This window comes from Pedobacter nutrimenti (assembly GCF_032678445.1).
Taxonomy (GTDB): Bacteria; Bacteroidota; Bacteroidia; order Sphingobacteriales; family Sphingobacteriaceae; genus Pedobacter; species Pedobacter nutrimenti_A.
The window spans coordinates 129,650-146,318 of the sequence record NZ_JAVTSQ010000007.1; the positions used below are offsets into that span (position 1 = coordinate 129,650).

Sequence of the window (16,669 nt, forward strand, 5' to 3'; positions counted from 1 at the left end):
TGCGAGTAAATGGATTGTAGCCACGTTTTTGATTTTAAAGTGAAAAGGTTAATTGTTGTTTTTACGCTTTTTTTAGCGTTTTTTTCTGTTACAACACCTGCGTTAGCGCAAGTTGATACGCTGCAGGCGGCAGAAAATTCCCACTCCGAACCTGAAGGTAAAGAGAAGTTTGATATTGGAAAATTTGCATTGCACCACATTGCAGATTCTCACAGCTGGCATGTGATTGGTGAACATTACATTCATCTTCCTGTTTTTCTATATACTCCAGGCGGACTGGTTAGTTTTAATTCTTCAGATTTTCAGTCTGATGATGAAGCTAAAGTTGTTGTAGAAAAAGGCGGTCAGCGCTTTGTGAAGATGCATGAGAAAATCTATTATGCATCTGCAACGCCAAACGAGCATGGGCAATACGTTCAGCTTGATGAAAAACATCATGCATCCAATGCGCGTCCTTTAGATCTGTCGATCACTAAGAACGTTTGTACATTGCTGATCTCTATTGTTATTCTTTTAGCTGTGTTTTTAAATGTAGCCAACGGGTACAAAAAACGCAAAGGTAAATCCCCTAAAGGTTTACAATCCTGGATGGAACCCATTATTCTTTTTGTACGTGATGATATTGCCAAGCCAAATCTTGGTCACAAATATGAACGCTTTATGCCTTATTTGTTAACTGTATTTTTCTTTATATGGTTTAATAATATGCTTGGACTTGTTCCATTTCTTCCCGGAGGAGCAAACTTAACAGGAAATATTGCAGTAACTATGATCTTAGCGATTGCTACATTTTGTTTGACCGTGTTTAATGGTAATAAGTATTACTGGAAACATATTTTTGCTCCTGAAGTTCCTAAGTTGATGTGGATTGTAATGATTCCTGTAGAGATTGTTGGAATTTTCACTAAGCCAATTGCCTTGATGATTCGTTTATTTGCAAACATCACAGCAGGACATATTCTTATGTTGTCTCTGATCTGTTTGATATTTGTTTTTAAAAATCTATGGGTTTCGGCAGCATCTATACCTTTTGCTATGTTTATTGGTGCCATTGAGTTAATGGTTGCTTTTATTCAGGCCTTTATATTTACCATATTGTCTGCCTTGTTTATTGGTATGGCTATAGAAGAACACCATTAATTAGAATTTTTAACAACTATTAATATATAAAATCATGATTACAGGAAGTATTGCTGCAATTGGTGCAGGATTAGCTGCGATTGGCGCTGGTCTAGGTATCGGTAAAATTGGTGGTTCCGCTATGGACGGTATCGCTCGTCAACCGGAAGCTGCCTCTAAAATCCAAACTGCGATGTTGATCGCTGCTGCCTTCGTTGAGGCTGTTGCGCTTTTCGCAGTGGTTGTTGCCCTAATGGGTAATGGCTAGTAAACTTGTACCTGGCAGCAATGCCGGGTACAAATTTTTAAAAAAACGAGAACACAATATATAAGATAGAAAATGGAATTATTAGTACCTGAGTTTGGTTTAGTTATTTTTCAGACAATAGCATTTTTATTGTTAATGTTTGTTTTAGGCAAGTTTGCCTGGAAGCCAGTATTGGCAGCAATTAAAGAGCGTGAACAATCTATTGATGATGCACTGAACAAAGCAGATCTTGCTAAGCAAGAAATGGCACGTTTAACCACTCAAAATGAAGAGTTGTTAAAATCTGCGCGTGCAGAGCGTGATCATATCTTAAAAGAAGCTAAAACTTTAAAAGACAGTATCATTAATGAAGCTAAAACTCAGGCGCATACTGAGGGTGCAAAATTAATAGAGAAAGCAAAAATTGAAATTGAAAATCAAAAGAAAGCTGCTTTATTCGAATTGAAAAGCCAGGTGTCTACTTTATCTATTGATATTGCTGAGCGTGTATTGCGTGCACAATTGGAAGATAAAGCAAAACAAGAGGATTTGGTTGCAAATCTTTTAAAAGATGTTGAATTAAACTAATTGAGATTGTCAGTTAGCTAAAGAAGATTAGAATGTCAGAAAATAAAGCAGCATCGAGATACGCCAAATCAATCATAGACCTTTCCATAGAGAATAATGCTCTGGAGAGTTTAAAGAATGATATGGTTTTGGTAGAGCAGGTGATTGATCAGAATCCTGAACTGGAGGCTATCCTTAAAAATCCAATTGTTCCCCAGGATAAAAAAGCAGGAATCCTTGAAGGGTTGTTTGCCGGTAAGGTAGATAAGATCACCATTTCATTTATGAAACTGATGGTCAATAAAGGCCGTTCTGCCCTTTTATTTGGAGCATCGAAAGAAGTGATTGCGCAATACAATTCCATTAAAGGAATCGTGACAGCAGATGTTACTTCTGCAACTCCACTTACAGAGAGCAGCAGAGCTGAGATCATTGCGATTGTGAAAAAAGAGATTGGTGCTAATGAAGTTCTGATCAGAGAAAAGATCAATGCCAATCTGATTGGTGGTTTTGTACTGAAAGTTGGAGATAAGCAGTTTGACGCCAGTATCTCTAATGGCTTAAATAAATTAAAAAAGGAATTTGCCCAGAGTGTGGTGTAATTCAAATAAATAAAAGATAATATATTACTGATTTACAATAGAAAATATAAATTATGGTAGAGGTAAGACCAGACGAAGTATCGGCAATTATCAGGCAACAATTGTCGGGCTTTAAATCAGAAGCTGAACTTGAAGAAGTTGGTACCGTATTACAAGTGGGTGATGGTATTGCCCGTGTATATGGTTTAACAAAAGTTCAATCAGGTGAGCTTGTTGAATTTGAAAGCGGTTTGCAAGGTATTGTATTGAACCTTGAAGAAGATAATGTTGGTGTGGTTTTATTAGGCCCTTCCGACAATATCAAAGAAGGTGATACAATCAAAAGAACCAAAAAGATTGCCTCTATTAAAGTAGGTGAAGGTATGCTGGGTCGTGTTGTAAACACACTGGGCGAGCCTATCGACGGAAAAGGACCTATCATAGGTGAAACCTTCGAAATGCCTATCGAGCGTAAAGCACCTGGTGTAATCTATCGTCAGCCGGTTAACGAGCCTTTACAAACTGGTATCAAAGCGATTGATGCGATGATTCCTATTGGTCGTGGTCAGCGTGAGTTGGTGATCGGTGACCGTCAGACTGGTAAGAGTGCGGTTTGTATCGATACCATTATCAACCAAAAAGAATTCTATGAGGCAGGAAATCCTGTTTTATGTATATATGTTGCTTGCGGGCAAAAAGCAAGTACAGTAGCAAACGTTGTACGTACCCTTGAAGAAAATGGTGCAATGGCTTATACAGTAGTTGTTTCGGCTTCTGCTGCTGATCCTGCTCCACTTCAGTTCTATGCGCCTTTCTCTGGTGCTGCGATTGGTGAGTATTTCCGTGATACAGGTCGTCCTGCGTTAATCGTTTATGATGATTTGTCTAAACAAGCTGTGGCTTACCGTGAGGTTTCTTTGTTACTTCGTCGTCCACCGGGCCGTGAGGCTTATCCTGGAGACGTGTTCTATCTGCACAGTCGTTTGTTAGAGCGTGCTGCAAAGATCAACGCGAATGATGATATTGCACAGGCCATGAACGATTTGCCTGAGTCGTTAAAAGGTAAAGTAAAAGGTGGTGGTTCTTTAACTGCACTTCCAATTATCGAAACTCAGGCTGGTGACGTTTCTGCTTATATCCCAACCAACGTAATTTCAATTACTGATGGTCAGATCTTCTTAGAATCTAACTTGTTTAACGCAGGGGTTCGCCCGGCGATTAACGTAGGTATCTCGGTATCTCGTGTGGGTGGTAATGCTCAGATCAAGTCTATGAAGAAAGTAGCTGGTACATTGAAATTAGATCAGGCACAATATCGTGAATTAGAGGCTTTCTCTAAATTCGGATCTGACCTGGATGCAGCAACTAAATCTGTTTTGGATAAAGGTGCCCGTAACGTGGAAATCCTTAAACAAGGACAGTTCTCTCCAATGACTGTAGAGAAACAAGTTGCTATTATCTATATTGGTACTAAAAACTTAATGCGTACAGTTCCTGTAAACAAGATCAGAGAATTTGAAGCAGAATTTTTACAACAGCTGGAACAACGTCATGCAGATACTTTAAAAGCTTTAAAAGCTGGTAAACTGGATGATCAGATCACTGGTGTATTAGAAACAGTAGCTAAGGAATTAGCAGGTAAATACTAAAATTGCGCTGCAGAAGATAAAAAAGAATGGCTAATTTAAAAGAAGTAAGAATACGCATATCATCGGTACAGTCTACACAGCAGATCACCAAAGCCATGAAAATGGTTTCGGCTGCAAAGCTGAAGCGTGCGACCAATGCTATTATACAATTACGTCCCTATGCTACAAAGCTAAAAGAGATCTTAGGAAATCTTTCAGCTAGTCTGGAAGGATCTTCGTCGCCTTTTATACAGGAACGTGAGCCTAACAAAGTTTTAATTGTTGTGGTATCTTCTAACCGTGGTCTTGCGGGAGCTTTTAACATGAATGTGATTAAAGCCACCAATAACCTGATCGCAGAGAAGTACAGTGAGCAATACAAGAACGGCAATGTGAGCATCGTTGCTATTGGTAAGAAATCTCAGGATTTTTACGAAAAGCGTGGCTATAACGTTATTGGTAATAACAATGATGTCTATTCTGCCTTAACCTTTGAGAATGTAACTAAAATTACAGATTCCATTATGAATGGTTTCAAAAAAGGGGAGTACGACAGAGTAGAGGTAATCTATAACCGCTTTAAAAATGCTGCTGTTCAGTTTGTAACTACAGAGCAATTATTACCGCTTCCTAAGGCTGATACAACTGAGGTGAAAGCTTCAAATGTAGATTATATCCTGGAGCCTTCTCAAGAAGAAATTGTAGCACAATTGATTCCTAAGTCAATTAAGATTCAGCTGTACAAAGCTGTACTTGATTCACATGCTTCTGAACACGGTGCACGTATGACTTCTATGGATAAAGCAACAGAAAATGCCGGTGACCTGCTGAAAGCCTTAAAACTTTCTTACAACCAGGCTCGTCAGGCTGCTATTACTACAGAGCTTACGGAGATCGTGAGTGGTGCAGCTGCATTAAACGGATAAGTTTAACCGACTATATTATTAAGCCCTTATCGATCTGATAAGGGCTTTTTTTGTTTTAATTGTAGTCTACTGGCCGATATTGGCTAATTTTGGAAAAATAAAATAAATAGATGAAAAGACAATTGATTTCTATAACTGCGCTCTTCCTATTGCCGCTGGCCTTGATGGCTCAGCAAAATCCTGCTGGGGGTGCGCGTGATTATACCACGTCAATTTTATGGCAGCAGCGTTCAGGTGAATACCGGGCACTTGCTTTCCAGGCTTATAATTTTGCCCGTTTGTCTCTTTTGGAGCAAATGAAAATTGCCGATACGACAAAGAAGAATTGTGTGGTTGTTGATATAGATGAGACAGTACTGGATAATTCTCCTTTTCAAGGGACAGAATTAAAGCGTGGCATTAGCTATAACGCAGTTGACTGGTCAAACTGGACAAGTAAGGGAGCTGCAGACACAGTTCCTGGAGCATTGGGCTTTTTAAAATATGCGGCATCTAAAAATGTAGAGGTATTTTATATCACCAACCGGGAAGTAACAGAGCACAACGGAACGCTTAAAAATCTGCAGGATCATGGTTTTCCTTATACCGATGAGGCACATCTGGTATTGAAAAGCAGTACCTCTGATAAGGAACCACGCAGACAAAAGGTGATAGAAACTTATAATATACTCTTGCTTTGCGGAGACAACCTGAGCGATTTTTCGAATGTGTTTTACCGTGAGAATAAAGATACGAAAGAAGAAGTTGATCGTGCTCAGCAACTATTTGGAACGAAATATATTGTATTGCCTAATCCAATGTATGGTGATTGGGAGAAACCGTTTTACAAAGGAAAAGACCTTAAAGAGAGTGACCGTTCCAAGCAAAGGATGGAAGGATTAAAAACTTATTAAGGAATGTGCTTTATTTTAATGAATTAATCTTTATTTTTGTGCATTAAATAAAACTTAAGATGGAGCAAACACCAAAACACAATACAGAAAGCATGAAAACAGCGAACCAGACATCAATATATCAATTGTTGGTGGTGGGTATCATTGTCAGTATCCTAGGCGTATACCTTCGTTTTGCTGGTGATTCTTCAACCTTATCCATCATTTCATGGGTAATTTTATTTGCAGGTGCATTTATCTGCTGCAAAGCAGTATTTAAAATATTAGCTGCCTAACCATCTCAGGCAATTTTCAACAAGAAGTCCTCATTGGTTTACATGCCAGTGAGGACTTCTTGTTTTCAGATATTTGTGGTCTCCGATCGGGTAAAGGTTACTTTTTCTATACTCATGGTATTAAGGGGAAATCTAACCTTTATAATTATGAAAAAGTATTTGTTTTTTGCAGTGATCAGCATAGCCATTTGGAGTTGTAACAGCAGTAATAAAATGAAATCAGCGGATACAACAGAAGCTTTAAACGAAAGTTCGGCGGATACTGTAGCGAGTGATAAGATCATAAAAACCGCCGACATGCGTTTCAGGGTGAAAGATGTTCAGGAGGTAAAAGAAAAACTTAGTCACTCTATAAAAGAAGAAGGTGGTATGGTTGTGGAATTTACCGTTCAGAGCAATATCATGCGCACAGAAAAAGCGAAATATTCGACAGATTCTCTTCTGGAACTCACTTCATATAGAAAAGAAGGACAGGTTGTTGCTAAAGTCCCTTCGGATAAGCTCGATGATTTTACCAATAAAGTAGTTAAAATGGCAGTATTTGTTGATCAGCAATCGCTAAAGCTAGACGATCAGAGCACGAATTATCTATCAAACGCTTTAAAAAATAAGAATAGGGTGGAAGCTGTTCAACAGTTGAATAAACATGCGAATAAGAAAAGCAATAATGTAGAAACTGCATTAGAAATTAAAGATGATTATGTGGATAAAAAGATCCAGAATCAGTTGATCGACAGTCGGGTAAAGTACAGTACAATTACCTTAAACTTTTATCAGGACAATACGGTGCAGCGGCTGGTGGTTGGAAATGATGATTTATATGATTACCGTCCGGCATTCCTTAACCGGTTTTGGCTGGGGATTCAGAATGGATGGGTAATCTTTAAGGAGTTTATTTTAATTCTGACCAATTTATGGGTACTGATCCTTTTGGCTGGGGCTGGATATTTTGTATTCAGACATTACCGCAGGAAGAAAAAAATGATTAGTGCATAGTTTAAAAGAAGCCAGGTTTAAAATGTCCCCAGTCAATGTCTAACTGATCGGGGGCATTTTTATTTTACCCTCTTTTTATTGTCCTGAACAAAAGAGGCCCATCCCGAATAAGATTTAGCCTTGCCACTGCCACCGCTAGGCACTCTTTGAAAAGAGTGGCAGACAGCGACAGCCAGCCCATCTGTCGCATCCAGGAATTCGGGTGTTTCTTTGAAATTTAAGAGTCTTTGGAGCATAGCAGCCACCTGTTCTTTACCCGAACTTCCATTCCCTGTAATGGATTGTTTGATCTTTCTGGGGGCATATTCTGTAACCGGAATATTTCTGGATAGCGCCGCAGCCATGGCAACACCCTGTGCCCGGCCTAATTTTAACATAACTTGTATGTTCTTTCCATAAAAGGGAGCCTCAATGGCTAGCACATCAGGTTTATACTCATCTATCAAATGAATGGTTTTTTCGAAGATGCGCTGGAGCTTCAAAAAATGGTCATCAAGGTGTTCCATTCGCACAATACCCATCGTAACCAGCTCCATTTTGCTGCCCTTTTCCAGAATCGCCCCGTAACCCATTACAGCCGTTCCGGGATCAATCCCCAGGATAACCCTTTCCTTTTTTTCCACCAACATAAAACAATATTAAGCATATTTGCAGAGAGTAAAATAAAAAGTTTGACATCGAAGTATAAAAAGATATTCTCCTACCTCATCAAAATTGCAATTGTTGTTTTTGCATTTTGGTTCATTTATATCAAGCTGACCACCAATAATGATTTGAAAAGTTTTGGCAGGTTGATCAAGGGTATGCCCGAACACCAAATGGAAGTTATCCTGGCGGTGGTGGTGGTACTTATGCTGGTAAATTGGGGCCTTGAGGCCTTAAAGTGGAAAAGATTAGTGAGCAGTATAGAAAAAATCAGTCTTTGGAAAGCAATAGAATCTGTGTTCTGTGGCCTCACCTGGGCTGTGTTTACCCCCAACAGGATTGGCGAGTATGGAGGGCGGGTCTTTTTTCTCTCCCCCAAAAGAAGGATCATTGGCGTGGTGGCGATGGCTGTGGGAAATATCGGTCAACTGGTATTAACCAATGTTTTTGGTTCTATAGCCATTTGTGCATTTATTTATAAGTTTAATCTTCTTGATTACCGCTTATTTTTTGCCCTTTGTGCCTTGGCTGGTACTTTTAGTTTATTTTTCCTGGTCTTTTTCTTTAACATCAGATGGCTGAATGGCATTTTACTATCTATTCGTTTTACAAGAAAATATAAAAGATTTTATAAAGTGCTTGCCCGGTATAAAAAACTGGAGCTTTTAAAAATCTTACTGTTCTGCCTTGCCCGTTATCTGGTGTTCAGCACCCAATACTTTGTGATGTTCTTTTGGTTGATTCCTGGTTTGCATTATGCGGATATCATGATGATGGTTTGTATACTGTTCTTTGTTCAGTCTTCCCTACCCTCACTTGATCTCTTTGATATCGGAATAAGAAGTGTTACGGCACTCTTTTTCTTTAAATATATCACAGATCAAAATACAGCGGTTGTAGCCTGCACCGCGAGCATTTGGCTTATAAATATTATAATTCCTGCTATATTAGGCTCTTATTTCGTTTTTAAACTCAATTTTTTTGGAAATACTCAACGTACCTAATTATTTTTCTGCTATTCTGACCATCAATTATGTCCTGGTTGTTGTTGCTTTTATTAGGGGCTGGCATAAATTAATGCCTTACAAAGCCTCTGCAAAGAAATGTACGACCCCAGTATCTGTTATTGTTGCTGCGCGGAATGAGGCGGGAAGTATATCTCACACCATAGAAGATTTGTTGGCACAGGATTATGATAAGGCCTTGCTGGAGATTATTTTTATAGACGACCATTCAACAGACCATACAGTAGAGATCATTACGGGTTACAAGGATATAAAACTGATCATTCTGAATGAAGATAAGGCTTTAAACTCCTATAAGAAAAAGGCCATACAAACGGCTATAAGCGGAGCAACAGGAAAATTGATTGTGACTACGGATGCAGACTGCAGGATGGGGCCAAACTGGTTAAAAACAATTGTAAGCTATTACGAAGAGCATGATTACAAAATGATCTCCTCGCCAGTGGTCTATTTCAAAGAGCAAAGTTTTTTTGAACGTGCACAGGCGCTGGAATTTCTCTATCTGATCGGCCTTGGCGCCTCCACAATTGGAAACGGAAAACCTTCTACCTGTAACGGCGCAAACCTGGCTTATGAAAGGGACGCATTTTATGAGGTGGGTGGATTTAAAGGGATAGACGATCTGGCTTCTGGTGATGACGAATTGCTCCTCCATAAAATGGCAGCCAGATACGGAAAAAAGATTGGATTCCTTAGAAATTATGAGGCTATGGTCTATACTTTTGCCAAGCCCAATATGTCGGAATTTATCCAGCAAAGGAAACGCTGGGCTTCAAAGAGTACCCGGTATAAAAATAAATCGATCATTGTGCTTGGTGTATTTGTCTGGTTGTTTAACCTGAGCATACTGGCCAATATTGTTGCCGGACTGTTTATCGGTCTGTTTTTTAAAGTCGCTCTTGTCCAGCTGCTGATTAAAATTATTTTTGAATTTTTATTTCTTTGGGATGTGACCAGATTTGCGAAAAGAAGGGAATTGCTTGCCCTTATGCCCGCACTGAGTCTGATGCATATCATTTATATTATTTTTATCGGCGTTGCCGGTAATTCCGGAAAATACAAGTGGAAGGGAAGAATGGTGAAATGAGTAAACACAGTCCTTCAGGAAAGATCTGGGTAAAATTCAAAAGGAACAAACTGGCCTTTTGCGGATTAATCTTTTTAGGACTGCTGATCCTTCTGGGTATTTTAGGTTACCTGGTTACACCAGACCAAAGCCCGATGGCCAATACCATGCATCTGCAACTGAGCAATAGGAAACCGGGAAGGACTTTTCATTTCCTGATCATCAGCAAAAAGACAGATGTGAAAAAAGTAAACCTTCTGGAAAAAATGCTGTATGGACAACCGGCAGATTTTATGAGTATCCCGGTGACCACGTACCGCCAGCAGGGGAATAAGGTATATGCAAGAGAATATATAGGTGACGATGAACGTGCAGAAGAAACCATTTATCCATTGGTTCAGGGTAATAACCGTTATACACAAACTTTCTGGCTGGGTACCGACCTCTACGGGAGAGATCTTTTAAGCAGACTCATCTTGGGGATCCGGGTTTCCCTGTCGGTGGGTCTGGTCGCAGTATTGATTTCTCTTTGCATTGGGATTAGCCTCGGGGCCCTGGCCGGGTATTTTGGTGGTAAGGTAGATGCACTGATCAGCTGGTTCATGAATGTGATTTGGTCACTACCTTCGTTATTATTGGTTATTGCCATATCTTTTGCCTTAGGAAAGGGCTTCTGGCAGATCTTTATTGCCGTTGGCTTGTCAACATGGGTTGACGTAGCTCGTTTGGTTCGGGGACAAGTACTTGCCCTCAAAGAAGTTGAATTTGTAGAGGCATCCAAGGCTTTGGGCTTCTCTACATCCAGAACGATTATGAAACACATTTTGCCCAATATTGCCGGGCCGATTCTGGTGGTGGCTTCCGCTAATTTTGCTTCGGCGATCTTACTGGAATCCGGACTTAGTTTTCTGGGCTTTGGTGCACAGGCACCTATGCCGAGCTGGGGCGGAATGATTAAAGAGCATTACGGTTATATTATTATGGATGCGGCTTACCTTGCTGTTTTACCAGGTCTTGCTATTATGCTGACGGTATATGCCTTCAACTTGCTGGCTATAGGTTTAAGAGATGCTTTTGATGTAAAGTCAGAAAATGTAACAGTCTAGTTAAATGCTAAATCATTAACTTTACAGGATGTTATTGAATTGTTATCAGGAAGAATTATTGGAAGCTGGCTGCGATGAAGCCGGAAGAGGTTGTCTGGCAGGTCCGGTATTTGCCGCAGCTGTGATTTTACCAAAAGATTTTGTGGCTGGTGAACTGACAGATTCCAAAATGCTGAAGCATTCACAGCGGGAGCAGTTGAGGCACATTATAGAAAAGGAGGCTTTGGCCTGGGCTGTGGCTTCTGTAGATAATGAAGAAATAGACCGTATTAACATTCTAAATGCTTCTTTTCTTGCCATGCACAGGGCCATCGAAAAGTTAAGCATTGCACCGAAGTATTTAAGTATCGATGGGAACAGGTTTAAAGCTTACCCTGAGATTCCGCATAGCTGTATCATCAAAGGGGACGGGAAATATCTAAACATTGCCGCGGCCTCTATATTGGCTAAAACTTACAGAGATGAATATATGGTTAAAATAGGAGAAGAATACCCTTTATATCAATGGCATCAGAATAAAGGATATCCTACAATTGCTCATCGTACAGCTTCTTTAGAACTGGGTTTAACGCCATACCACCGCAAAAGTTTTACGGTGAGTCACCCACAACTGGATTTATTTGCCCTTTAAGGCCATATTTTCCTTCTAAAATTGGGAAAAAACTACTTTCTGTGGCGAAATTAGTCCACTTAATTTAGTATTTTCACACTGTTGAAAGTATTGATGCTAACATACCGCGTCCCGTTTCCACCCAATAGTGGATACCCTATCGTTGTTTACAACACGATAAAGGGACTGCTCAGGCACGATGTAGACGTTACTTTATTCAGTATCAACACCAATAAACACCGGGTGGATGTGGATGATATTTATGACCCGATCTATGACGGTGTAAAATTTTACTCCTATGATATCGATACTGAGGTGAATATCTGGGGAGCGATATTCAACGTATTTTCTAACCAGTCCTATAATGTTTCCCGTTATTTTGATGACAATGCAGCCAAATTGCTGGAGAACATTTTAAGGGAAGCAGAGTTTGATATTATTCAGTTTGAGGGACTTTTTGTGGTTCCTTATCTGGATACCGTGAAGGCCTTTAGCAAGGCAAAGATCATTTACCGGGCACACAATATTGTATTTGATGTATGGGAACGCATTGCCTATACAGAAAGGTTCAGGCCAAGAAGGCGTTATCTGGAATTTTTGGCCAGGAGACTGAAATCTTACGAGACGGAACAAATGAACAGGTTCCACCAGATATTTGCGATTAGTGAACAGGATAGACAGAGTATTCTGCGATTTGGTTGCGAAACCAGCCTTGATGTGTTCCCTGTAGCGCTGGATTTTGATAAATATGTTACTGATCCTTCGAAAACGAGCTTCGCTACCCTTTTTCATTTGGGGGCAATGGACTGGCGGCCAAATAAGGAAGGACTGGAATGGTTCCTGGATGAAATATGGCCGGATATCGAAAAGCTGAACAGTGAACTGCGATTTTATATTGCTGGAAAGAACATGCAGCAACAGTTTTTTGACTATGATTCGGAGAATCTGGTGGTAGAAGGAGAAATTCTGGATGCGGTTGAGTTCATCAATTCCAAAGCCATTATGATCGTTCCTTTGTTGTCCGGAAGCGGAATGCGTGTAAAGATCATAGAAGGTATGGCCATGAGAAAATGCATTATCGCTACAACGATGGCTGCCGAAGGGATCACCTGCGAAAATGGGAAAGATATCCTGATTGCAAATACACCTGACGAGTTTTACCGGGCCATTTTACAATGCATTACCAATCCCAACAAATGGAGGGAAATTGGAGAAAATGCACGTAAAACGGCCGAACGTAATTACGATATTTCTACAATTACCGAAGGAATGGTGAATATCTACAGGCGGCTTATAAATGTGTAAAAATTGTGTACTTTTGGCCACCATTTTTATATAAAAAGTATGAATAATACCGCATTAACAGATAAACACATTTCATTGGGCGCTAAAATGGTGCCATTTGCAGGATACAATATGCCTGTTCAGTACGAAGGCATTAATGCCGAACACAATACGGTAAGAAACGGAGTTGGTGTTTTTGATGTAAGCCATATGGGAGAATTTATCCTGAAAGGAGAGAAAGCCCTTGACCTTATTCAGCGTGTAACCAGCAACGATGCCTCTAAACTGTATGATGGAAAGGTTCAGTATTCTTGTTTGCCAAATGAACAGGGTGGAATTGTAGATGACCTTTTGGTATACCGCATAGATGATAAGACCTATATGCTGGTGGTTAATGCTTCCAATATTGAAAAAGACTGGAACTGGATCCAAAAATTCAATACAGAGGGTGTAGAAATGCACAATATCTCCGACAAAACCTCTCTTTTGGCTATACAGGGTCCAAAAGCAGCAGAAGCCTTACAAAAATTAACAGATATTGACCTGGCTTCTATGGAATATTATAATTTCAAGAAAGGCATGTTTGCAGGAATTGACAATGTAATCGTTTCGGCAACTGGATATACAGGTGCTGGAGGCTTCGAAATCTATTTCGAAAACGACAAGGCATATGCCATCTGGGATGCTATTTTTGAAGCAGGTGCTGAATTCGGTATTAAGCCAATCGGGCTTGGTGCACGTGATACCCTGCGCTTAGAAATGGGCTTCTGCTTATATGGAAATGACATCGATGACACCACTTCTCCAATTGAAGCCGGTCTGGGATGGATCACTAAATTTACAAAACCATTTACCAATTCTGAGGCTCTTCAGGCGCAGAAAGAAGCCGGTATCCAAAAGAAACTGATCGGTTTTGAAATGATAGACAGAGGTATTCCGCGTCATGATTATGAAATCGTAGATGAGGCCGGACAGGTGATTGGAAGAGTAACTTCAGGTACACAATCTCCCTCTTTGCAAAAGGCGATTGGCATGGGCTATGTGAATCTGGATAAAGCCAAAGAAGGTACAGAAATCTATATCCATATCCGTAATGCTAAAATAAAAGCTAAAGTCGTTAAGTTCCCATTTTATAAATAGACCACTAAACCATAGATGCAAAGGAAAATTGAAGTTTGTCTAACTCCGGCTTTACTGGATTTATATGCAATTGAAGAGAGTATAGTTGTTGTCATTGATATCTTAAGGGCAACATCATCTATGGTATATGGTATTGACAATGGGGCTGAGGCCATTATACCCGTAGCACAAGTGGAAGACTGCCTGAATTTTTCAGGTAAAGGCTATTTACTGGCGGCGGAAAGAAATGGGGAAGTGGTTGAAGGCTATGACTTCGGCAATTCCCCATTTTCTTATACTAAAGAAAAAGTATCGGGCAAAACGATTGTTTTGACCACGACCAACGGGACGAAGGCCCTTCATCTGGCCAGAGCACGCGCCTTCAAAGTGGTGATCGGTTCCTTTTTGAACCTGGAGGTATTGTGTACCTGGCTTAAAGCACAGGATAAAAATGTATTGCTGCTTTGTGCAGGATGGAAGGACCAGTTTAACCTGGAAGATACCCTGTTTGCCGGGGCTGTGGTTCATCAGCTGAAAGCAAATTTTGATCATTTCGATGACTCGAGTGTTGCCGCTGAAGACCTCTATATCTTGGCTAAAGAAGACCTTAGAAAGTATATTGCAAAGTCATCTCATAGCCACCGGCTGGCTGCGTTAAACATCGAGGAAGATGTTAAATTCTGTTTGCAACTGGACCTTTGTAAGGCCATTCCAGTTCTGGAAGGAGAGCGTCTGGTTCTCTTAAAATAAGGATTAGACCTGCGGCTTGTTCATGAGCGCCCGTAGTTTCTCATTGTTTTTAATGGTCTTGAGCGTCTCTTCGTAGGCCAGCCAGTAGATGATTTCGGCTTTTTTCATATCAAAAGTACTGATTTCACCCATACCCTTTGGTTCTATGAGGACATCACAGAAAGCAGATTTTTGCTCCATATCTTTGTTAATCGACATAATACCTGCCCTGCTCATCAAGGCTGTAATCCCGGTAATTTTGTCTACTTCCTTCAGGTGGTTACAGGACGATCCAATGATGAAGTCGCAGTCTTTCATTAAGGGCTCCACCGGAAAGTTATTCAGAATACCACCATCTACATACATTTGACCACCAATCATGATCGGTTTAAATATCCCGGGGATGCAGCTGGAGGCTTGGATGGCCTGGATCAGCGGTCCTTTGTTAAAATAGACAAGTTTGCCCTCACTAAAATTTGTTGCTGCAATGGTGAGCGGGATTTTTAATTTCTCTATACTGTTTTCAGGGAAATATTCTTTCAGCAGGTCAGAAGTATGCTCAATATTGATCAATCCAAGAGAGCCAACAGCAGGTCTTACAAAGCGGAGTAATTTAGTTTTTGTGAAAATATTAAAGCCTTCTTCGGGATCTATACCCGCGGCGTAAAAAGCACCTGCAATAGAGCCCGCACTGGTGCCACTAATGTGGCTAAAGCGGATACCTGCATTTATAAATGCTTTTAAAACCCCAAGATGCGCTATTCCCCTGATCCCTCCGCCCGATAATACGATACCAATCTTTGTCATTAATTTCTTATTTAGGTTTGTACTTTGAAGCGCTTAATATCTTTTGCGCATCATTATCCTCCATCAATTGCTGCAGCGTAATTTCCGGATTTTTCTCCATATACTTCCTAACAATTTGCCAACCTGTCCAGATGCCCAGCTTCGGGGCAGATTGATTTTTTTCTCCGATACCCGGTGTAAAAGGCCCCTCACTAAGAAATACCTGCATTTTTGGGTAATCTGTACTAAACAACAATTCGTTTTCCATAAAGAAGGCCCAAATGTTGCCCTCGTATTTTTTACACCAATTTAACTGTTCTGGGGTATAACCGATCTTTATTTCGTCCGGAACCTGATCATCGAGCACTTTATCCATAAAATAGAGGATCTTTCCGCTGTAGATCATTTTGGAGATCAGACTCCTGTTCTCCTCCTTTTCAGGAAATAGTTCTTCTCTGGCGTAAGTTTCTGCTATTCTCGGGCTGATGTACTCTGGTGAAAACCTTCTGGAAAGGTATACCGGGACACTGGTCACAATGGCCCTGTAGAACTGGCTGTCCTTGCCCAGGAACATGTCCAGACCTATGCCCATATACTTGTCACCGATGGGCATTTGTACGGCAAAACCTGAAATAAATGCAATGAACTTGGGTACCCGGGCATTGGGATAATAGTATTTGATGTATTTGAAAACCTGGCTAAGCGATTGCTCTTCAGATGTCAGAGAAGGAAATACACTGTCTACTTCTTTGCTGAGGTCTGCATAGGCCTTGTCCTGATAAAGGGTGTCCAGAATCTGAGCTCCGGTATAATCGGGGGTCCCAATCATCCTGTGAATATAATCATCGTAAAAAGGGCCATATTTTTTTTTTAGTAACTGGTCTGCTTCTAAAGTGCCCAGTTTTTTAAACTGAGCCAGGTCTTTATCGAAACGTTCTATATGAATGTCAAGCTTAATCTGGCTTACATCAGGCTTTTTCGACCGTTGGCAAGAAAAAAAAACAAGCGCTAACAGAAAAAATAGATAAATTTGGGGATGTTTTACGTTATATCTCATTTAGAGCAAA

General features: G+C 40.3%; 19 protein-coding genes. 16 read left to right on the forward strand and 3 right to left on the reverse strand.

The genetic code is table 11. The features are described from left to right. The first annotated feature begins 9 nt into the window (after window positions 1-9). The 9 genes from atpB to R2S08_RS13960 all read left to right on the forward strand — a co-directional run bounded on the left by atpB (window position 10) and on the right by R2S08_RS13960 (window position 7,232). Window positions 10-1,140, forward strand: coding sequence for a F0F1 ATP synthase subunit A (atpB, locus tag R2S08_RS13920; protein WP_316835755.1), 1,131 nt, complete (start codon window positions 10-12; stop codon window positions 1,138-1,140). 37 nt (window positions 1,141-1,177) lie between these two features. After that, window positions 1,178-1,387, forward strand: coding sequence for an ATP synthase F0 subunit C (gene atpE / locus R2S08_RS13925; RefSeq protein ID WP_108553637.1), 210 nt, complete (start codon window positions 1,178-1,180; stop codon window positions 1,385-1,387). A 72-nt stretch (window positions 1,388-1,459) separates the two neighbouring features. Further along, window positions 1,460-1,954 carry a F0F1 ATP synthase subunit B gene (locus tag R2S08_RS13930; protein WP_133783410.1) on the forward strand — a complete coding sequence of 165 codons (495 nt, stop codon included), beginning with the start codon at window positions 1,460-1,462 and terminating at the stop codon, window positions 1,952-1,954. A 32-nt stretch (window positions 1,955-1,986) separates the two neighbouring features. Further along, window positions 1,987-2,535 (forward strand): ATP synthase F1 subunit delta, encoded by a 549-nt coding sequence (gene atpH / locus R2S08_RS13935; RefSeq protein ID WP_316835756.1) that lies wholly within the window; start codon window positions 1,987-1,989, stop codon window positions 2,533-2,535. Window positions 2,536-2,588: 53 nt separating this feature from the next. Beyond that, window positions 2,589-4,163 carry a F0F1 ATP synthase subunit alpha gene (gene atpA, locus R2S08_RS13940; protein WP_316835757.1) on the forward strand — a complete coding sequence of 525 codons (1,575 nt, stop codon included), beginning with the start codon at window positions 2,589-2,591 and terminating at the stop codon, window positions 4,161-4,163. A gap of 26 nt (window positions 4,164-4,189) precedes the next feature. Further along, entirely contained in the window at window positions 4,190-5,068 is an 879-nt protein-coding gene (atpG, locus tag R2S08_RS13945) for an ATP synthase F1 subunit gamma (protein ID WP_133783404.1), read from the forward strand. Between the two features lie 110 nt (window positions 5,069-5,178). Further along, window positions 5,179-5,961 carry a 5'-nucleotidase, lipoprotein e(P4) family gene (locus R2S08_RS13950; protein ID WP_316835758.1) on the forward strand — a complete coding sequence of 261 codons (783 nt, stop codon included), beginning with the start codon at window positions 5,179-5,181 and terminating at the stop codon, window positions 5,959-5,961. 59 nt (window positions 5,962-6,020) lie between these two features. Beyond that, a complete protein-coding gene (locus R2S08_RS13955; RefSeq protein WP_316835759.1) occupies window positions 6,021-6,236 on the forward strand; it encodes a hypothetical protein in 216 nt (71 codons plus the stop codon). Window positions 6,237-6,383: 147 nt separating this feature from the next. Next, window positions 6,384-7,232, forward strand: a complete 849-nt coding sequence (locus R2S08_RS13960) for a DUF4349 domain-containing protein (RefSeq protein ID WP_316835760.1) — start codon at window positions 6,384-6,386, stop codon at window positions 7,230-7,232. Window positions 7,233-7,291: 59 nt separating this feature from the next. On the opposite strand, the gene ruvC is transcribed toward R2S08_RS13960, so the two are convergent. Next, window positions 7,292-7,861 carry a crossover junction endodeoxyribonuclease RuvC gene (gene ruvC, locus R2S08_RS13965; RefSeq protein WP_108551695.1) on the reverse strand — a complete coding sequence of 190 codons (570 nt, stop codon included), beginning with the start codon at window positions 7,859-7,861 and terminating at the stop codon, window positions 7,292-7,294. A gap of 42 nt (window positions 7,862-7,903) precedes the next feature. Between ruvC and R2S08_RS13970 the strand changes: the two genes are divergently transcribed. The 7 genes from R2S08_RS13970 to R2S08_RS14000 all read left to right on the forward strand — a co-directional run bounded on the left by R2S08_RS13970 (window position 7,904) and on the right by R2S08_RS14000 (window position 14,837). Next, the gene (locus R2S08_RS13970; RefSeq protein ID WP_316835761.1) at window positions 7,904-8,881 is read left to right on the forward strand and encodes a hypothetical protein; all 978 of its coding nucleotides are present in this window, start codon (window positions 7,904-7,906) and stop codon (window positions 8,879-8,881) included. Continuing rightward, entirely contained in the window at window positions 8,859-9,989 is a 1,131-nt protein-coding gene (locus R2S08_RS13975) for a glycosyltransferase family 2 protein (protein ID WP_316835762.1), read from the forward strand. Before R2S08_RS13970 ends, R2S08_RS13975 begins: the two co-directional genes overlap by 23 nt. Next, entirely contained in the window at window positions 9,986-11,074 is a 1,089-nt protein-coding gene (locus R2S08_RS13980; protein ID WP_316835763.1) for an ABC transporter permease, read from the forward strand. Before R2S08_RS13975 ends, R2S08_RS13980 begins: the two co-directional genes overlap by 4 nt. A gap of 28 nt (window positions 11,075-11,102) precedes the next feature. After that, window positions 11,103-11,705 (forward strand): ribonuclease HII, encoded by a 603-nt coding sequence (locus R2S08_RS13985; protein WP_316835764.1) that lies wholly within the window; start codon window positions 11,103-11,105, stop codon window positions 11,703-11,705. A gap of 93 nt (window positions 11,706-11,798) precedes the next feature. Next, on the forward strand, window positions 11,799-12,989 hold the full coding sequence (locus R2S08_RS13990; protein ID WP_316835765.1) for a glycosyltransferase family 4 protein: 1,191 nt from the start codon (window positions 11,799-11,801) through the stop codon (window positions 12,987-12,989). Between the two features lie 39 nt (window positions 12,990-13,028). Then, the gene (gcvT, locus tag R2S08_RS13995; protein ID WP_316835766.1) at window positions 13,029-14,108 is read left to right on the forward strand and encodes a glycine cleavage system aminomethyltransferase GcvT; all 1,080 of its coding nucleotides are present in this window, start codon (window positions 13,029-13,031) and stop codon (window positions 14,106-14,108) included. 15 nt (window positions 14,109-14,123) lie between these two features. Then, window positions 14,124-14,837, forward strand: coding sequence for a 2-phosphosulfolactate phosphatase (locus R2S08_RS14000; RefSeq protein WP_316835767.1), 714 nt, complete (start codon window positions 14,124-14,126; stop codon window positions 14,835-14,837). A gap of 3 nt (window positions 14,838-14,840) precedes the next feature. Here the strand turns inward: R2S08_RS14000 and R2S08_RS14005 are convergent, their stop codons facing one another. Both R2S08_RS14005 and gldB read right to left on the reverse strand, forming a co-directional pair. Next, window positions 14,841-15,623 carry a patatin-like phospholipase family protein gene (locus R2S08_RS14005; RefSeq protein ID WP_316835768.1) on the reverse strand — a complete coding sequence of 261 codons (783 nt, stop codon included), beginning with the start codon at window positions 15,621-15,623 and terminating at the stop codon, window positions 14,841-14,843. A 7-nt stretch (window positions 15,624-15,630) separates the two neighbouring features. Further along, window positions 15,631-16,659 carry a gliding motility lipoprotein GldB gene (gene gldB / locus R2S08_RS14010; protein WP_316835769.1) on the reverse strand — a complete coding sequence of 343 codons (1,029 nt, stop codon included), beginning with the start codon at window positions 16,657-16,659 and terminating at the stop codon, window positions 15,631-15,633. Window positions 16,660-16,669 lie beyond the last annotated feature (10 nt).

What these genes read in the sequence shown, in the direction of transcription:
- atpB (WP_316835755.1), top strand. Translation starts at nt 10, where the DNA reads ATGGATTGTAGCCACGTTTTTGATTTTAAAGTGAAAAGGTTAATTGTT.
- R2S08_RS13930 (WP_133783410.1), top strand. Translation starts at nt 1,460, where the DNA reads ATGGAATTATTAGTACCTGAGTTTGGTTTAGTTATTTTTCAGACAATA.
- atpH (WP_316835756.1), top strand. Translation starts at nt 1,987, where the DNA reads ATGTCAGAAAATAAAGCAGCATCGAGATACGCCAAATCAATCATAGAC.
- atpA (WP_316835757.1), top strand. Translation starts at nt 2,589, where the DNA reads ATGGTAGAGGTAAGACCAGACGAAGTATCGGCAATTATCAGGCAACAA.
- atpG (WP_133783404.1), top strand. Translation starts at nt 4,190, where the DNA reads ATGGCTAATTTAAAAGAAGTAAGAATACGCATATCATCGGTACAGTCT.
- R2S08_RS13950 (WP_316835758.1), top strand. Translation starts at nt 5,179, where the DNA reads ATGAAAAGACAATTGATTTCTATAACTGCGCTCTTCCTATTGCCGCTG.
- R2S08_RS13955 (WP_316835759.1), top strand. Translation starts at nt 6,021, where the DNA reads ATGGAGCAAACACCAAAACACAATACAGAAAGCATGAAAACAGCGAAC.
- R2S08_RS13960 (WP_316835760.1), top strand. Translation starts at nt 6,384, where the DNA reads ATGAAAAAGTATTTGTTTTTTGCAGTGATCAGCATAGCCATTTGGAGT.
- ruvC (WP_108551695.1), bottom strand. Translation starts at nt 7,861, where the DNA reads ATGTTGGTGGAAAAAAAGGAAAGGGTTATCCTGGGGATTGATCCCGGA.
- R2S08_RS13980 (WP_316835763.1), top strand. Translation starts at nt 9,986, where the DNA reads ATGAGTAAACACAGTCCTTCAGGAAAGATCTGGGTAAAATTCAAAAGG.
- R2S08_RS13985 (WP_316835764.1), top strand. Translation starts at nt 11,103, where the DNA reads ATGTTATTGAATTGTTATCAGGAAGAATTATTGGAAGCTGGCTGCGAT.
- R2S08_RS13990 (WP_316835765.1), top strand. Translation starts at nt 11,799, where the DNA reads ATGCTAACATACCGCGTCCCGTTTCCACCCAATAGTGGATACCCTATC.
- gcvT (WP_316835766.1), top strand. Translation starts at nt 13,029, where the DNA reads ATGAATAATACCGCATTAACAGATAAACACATTTCATTGGGCGCTAAA.
- R2S08_RS14000 (WP_316835767.1), top strand. Translation starts at nt 14,124, where the DNA reads ATGCAAAGGAAAATTGAAGTTTGTCTAACTCCGGCTTTACTGGATTTA.
- R2S08_RS14005 (WP_316835768.1), bottom strand. Translation starts at nt 15,623, where the DNA reads ATGACAAAGATTGGTATCGTATTATCGGGCGGAGGGATCAGGGGAATA.
- gldB (WP_316835769.1), bottom strand. Translation starts at nt 16,659, where the DNA reads ATGAGATATAACGTAAAACATCCCCAAATTTATCTATTTTTTCTGTTA.